Origin of the sequence: Paenibacillus medicaginis, from assembly GCF_042138635.1 — a bacterium.
Classification (GTDB): domain Bacteria; phylum Bacillota; class Bacilli; order Paenibacillales; family Paenibacillaceae; genus Paenibacillus; species Paenibacillus medicaginis.
The window spans coordinates 1-1,223 of the sequence record NZ_JBHIRY010000076.1; the positions used below are offsets into that span (position 1 = coordinate 1).

Consider the following 1,223-nt stretch of genomic DNA (forward strand, 5'->3'; position numbering starts at 1 on the left):
TATACCGGCAACGCAGGGAAGCGAAAAACTCCGGGGATTGGGGCAGAGCCCCAAGGTCTTAGGCCAGATCCTTCTGGTCGAACCGATCCTCGAAAAAAATCAGGAGCTGCCCTACTATGATTCCCCAATCCCGATGAGGCATAGTCCATTTTTTGCTAATTTCCTCAATCGACAAATAGATCGATTTTTTGAGCGCATCATCGGAGGGATAGTTCGTCTTCGTTTTCGTATATTTTCGCAGCATCCGATGAAATCCTTCGACGGAATTGGTGGTATAAATCAATCGTCTCACTTCATTCGGATACTTGAAGAACGTCGATAACTCGGCCCAATTCTCTTTCCAGGACTTCAAAATTTGAGGATATTTCGAATCCCATTTTTCTGCAAACACTTCCAGGTGATATAGCGCATCATCTTCGCTTGGTGCTTGGTAAATCGCTTTTAAATCAGCCATGATCGGCTTGAGGTCTTTATAGGACACATACTTGGTCGAGTTGCGGATCTGGTGGATGATGCACAACTGCTGCTCTGTCTTCGGAAATACGGTCCGAATCGCATGGGAGAACCCGCTCAGGTTGTCTCGGCAAGCAATGAGAATGTCCTGTACTCCCCGGTTTTTGAGTTCATTGCACACGGTGGTCCAGAAGCTGGCGCTCTCCGTTTCGGAGAGCCACATGCCCAGGATTTCTTTCTTGCCATCCATATTGATGCCGAGCACGGTATAGGCGCATTTATTCACCACCCTGGATTCCTTGCGGACTTTGAACATGATGCCGTCTAGGAAGACAATCGGGTAGATCGCGCTGAGCGGCCGGGATTGCCATTCCATGAGCTGAGGCATGATTTTGTCCGTAATTCGGCTGATTAACGCAGGGGAAGCGTCAATACCGTAGATATCGCGCAGGTGATCTTCGATGTCACGAGTCGACATGCCTTTCTGATACATGGCGATAATTTGTTGCTCGATGCCGTCGTTTTTGGTCTGATATTTCCCGATCAATTGCGGCTCAAATTGCCCGTTGCGATCTCGCGGCACTCGAATTTGCGTTTTGCCCATTTCGGTTTGGATGGTTTTTTTGTTGTAGCCATTCCGGCTGTTCCCGCTTAGATCGCCCATTGAGCTATGTTTGTCATAGCCTAAATGTTCGTCCATTTCGGCTTCCAGCATTTGCTCAATCGTTTCTTTAAACAAGTCTTTGAGTAGTTGCTGAATGTCTTGCATA

1 protein-coding gene is annotated in these 1,223 nt (G+C 47.7%); it reads right to left on the reverse strand.

Annotated elements, in window-relative coordinates; genetic code table 11:
- Positions 1 to 58: 58 nt before the first annotated feature.
- The gene (locus ACE5LO_RS27680; RefSeq protein ID WP_375523129.1) at positions 59 to 1,222 is read right to left on the reverse strand and encodes an IS256 family transposase; all 1,164 of its coding nucleotides are present in this window, start codon (positions 1,220 to 1,222) and stop codon (positions 59 to 61) included.
- Position 1,223 lies beyond the last annotated feature (1 nt).

What these genes read in the sequence shown, in the direction of transcription:
- ACE5LO_RS27680 (WP_375523129.1), bottom strand. Translation starts at nt 1,222, where the DNA reads ATGCAAGACATTCAGCAACTACTCAAAGACTTGTTTAAAGAAACGATT.